Annotated in this window: 4 protein-coding genes; all 4 read right to left on the bottom strand. The window is 47.0% G+C overall.

Going from position 1 to position 2,198, the window contains the following annotated elements; genetic code table 11:
* Positions 1 to 428, bottom strand: a 428-nt coding sequence (locus E1958_RS19420; protein ID WP_133513337.1) for an SDR family NAD(P)-dependent oxidoreductase, incomplete at its 3' end; no start/stop codon positions are given.
* 354 nt (positions 429 to 782) lie between these two features.
* Positions 783 to 992: a hypothetical protein gene (locus tag E1958_RS19415; protein WP_133513336.1), complete on the bottom strand. Its 210-nt coding sequence runs from the start codon at positions 990 to 992 to the stop codon at positions 783 to 785.
* 304 nt (positions 993 to 1,296) lie between these two features.
* Positions 1,297 to 1,644, bottom strand: coding sequence for a nuclear transport factor 2 family protein (locus E1958_RS19405; protein WP_089725200.1), 348 nt, complete (start codon positions 1,642 to 1,644; stop codon positions 1,297 to 1,299).
* A 244-nt stretch (positions 1,645 to 1,888) separates the two neighbouring features.
* Positions 1,889 to 2,198, bottom strand: a 310-nt coding sequence (locus tag E1958_RS19400) for an SDR family oxidoreductase (RefSeq protein WP_133513335.1), incomplete at its 5' end; no start/stop codon positions are given.

Here is a 2,198-nt window from a genome sequence, read left to right as displayed (position 1 = left end):
CCAAATACACTTCCGATATTGACAATACGTCCGCCTTGCGGCATGTGCTGGGCGACCGCCTGGGTGAGAAAGAACACCCCTTTGAGATTCACATTGACATTGCTATCAAACATATCCTGCGTTACGTTCAAGAGATCTCCCAAAATTAAAGTGGCCGCATTGTTGACCAAAATATCGATTCGACCATGGTCGTCAACAATCTGTTTCACCAATCGTGCGCCAGCCTCAATATCGCCAGCATCGCATCGTACGGCACGAGCATTTACATCGTGCTTGCGACATTCATCTGCTACACTATTTGCCGATTCTGTAGATTGAGCGTAAGTGAGTATAATGTCATTGCCAGCAGCAGCCAGACGCTTACATATTGCCGCGCCGATACCCCGGCTGCCTCCAATAATTAAGGCGACCCTTTTTGTATCTACCATTTTGAGATTCCTCCATATTTAAATGCTTGAGGATAGTGATTAAGAATTGTTTCGGTTGATATAATTACCTCCTTCATCTGGCTCCCACGCTCCGGCGTGGGAGCAAATCCCGACGCTCCAGCGTCACAATATACTGGCCGCTGGAGCGGCCCAGCTGCGTTCCCACGCTGGAGCGTGGGAACGAGCACAACAAACACACAACAGCAAAATTTCCTCCACATTGTAGCGTTTGTTCTTTTCTAAACGCGGATCCCGAACCGCTGAAAAGTGGGAAAGCAAATCTGTGCACATACCTCAGACTCCTGGTTGGATGACTGAGGCAGAGTATGCAACTACTTGCTTTATAATGTCTTATTATTCGGTTGCCCTGGGAACGGACCGCTCTGAAGCGTAGAGGTAGTCTTCACCGTCCTCATCAATGACCCTAATGTCTCCATCTGCCGCAGCATCTTCATCCGGAATGACTTTATATATCTTGTGGCGTTCCAGGGATGCGGGGTAGTCGCAGTTATCAATGCACACAACATACCCGGTTGGTTTGTCAAAATGCTCGTTCGTGGTCATTCCAGGTAACGCTTTCGTTTCATCTCTCGTTTGCCAACTCCGTGAGCCTCGTACCAATGAAGCCCAGCCCTTCGGACTCGGCCAGTTCTCAAGCGAATAAAGGCGTATCCCTTTAGCTTCCTCCATTTTCCCTTTCCATACTGACGGTTGAGTCGAGCTATGTCGCGGATGCCAGGACCGCGGGCGATCAATTTGACGTCGGTTATCTCACCAATGAGATCGAATTCATGCCTGCCAACCTAGGTTAACCCGATTTGAGTTTGCCTCCGAATGCCCCTTTGCATGTAAACGCCGAACATTTTTTCTATTTTTCCTGCATAAAAGCTGCAAATGTTTGAACTACTATTTTCCCATCTCGTATCAAAAATGTGTCAGTGCCTAATTTTACATCCACACTTTCGTTCGTAGAATGCCAAACAACATAAGCAACATCTCCCGATATCTCCATACGATCCATTTTAAATTCGTAAGTTCCCGGCTTGAACAATCCACCAAAAAAACCGGTAAATGCAGCACGTATGCTGTCTAAACCTGTCAAAGTAGCGTCTTGAACAATGAGTACAGAATCTTCAGTATATTCTTTTATGATTTCATCGACATCACCTGCTGAAAATGCTTGAAGATGGTGATTGATAACAGTTTCGGTTGACATAATTCCATCCGTTGTTAGTGTGATTAATTGACCGCCAGAGGCGGTAATTATGTACCCCAGACGATGTCAAGGCATCAGATAAAAATGTTTTGCCAATGCAACGTTGGCGCTTCTGTTAAAAAAATTCCCTCGTGTTCCTGGTAGACTCAGGTCTATCTTGCACTCGTCTATAATCCACCTAACGAAATGATAAAGATTTGTGCAAGTTAGGCACGAATTTCGGTTCGGATTTCGCATAAAACCCTTAGGCGCTTAAACCGCCATCATTGTTTAGGATGGAGCCCGTTACATTGTCTGTATTGGCTCCAACCAAATACGCAACCATTTCCGCTATCTCCTCGACTCGACCATAGCGCTTGATTGCCGTCCGCGGCGTTAAAAATCCTGATAGAGAGCCATCCTTTGGATTCATATCCGTCTCAACCGGACCGGGTTGTATGCAATTTACCGTTATGCCCTGCGGGCCAAGGTCATGCGCCCACGCTCGCGTCAATCCCGCCATGCCAAACTTGGCCATCGAGTAAAGATCAAGCCCCGCCGTTGGTGCGACTTCA

Origin of the sequence: Candidatus Thiosymbion oneisti (assembly GCF_004359955.1) — a bacterium.
GTDB lineage: Bacteria > Pseudomonadota > Gammaproteobacteria > Chromatiales > Chromatiaceae > Thiosymbion > Thiosymbion oneisti.
The sequence above is the reverse complement of the archived record's forward strand: the minus strand, read 5'-3'. Positions and strand labels throughout refer to the sequence as shown.

What these genes read in the sequence shown, in the direction of transcription:
- E1958_RS19415 (WP_133513336.1), bottom strand. Translation starts at nt 992, where the DNA reads ATGACCACGAACGAGCATTTTGACAAACCAACCGGGTATGTTGTGTGC.
- E1958_RS19405 (WP_089725200.1), bottom strand. Translation starts at nt 1,644, where the DNA reads ATGTCAACCGAAACTGTTATCAATCACCATCTTCAAGCATTTTCAGCA.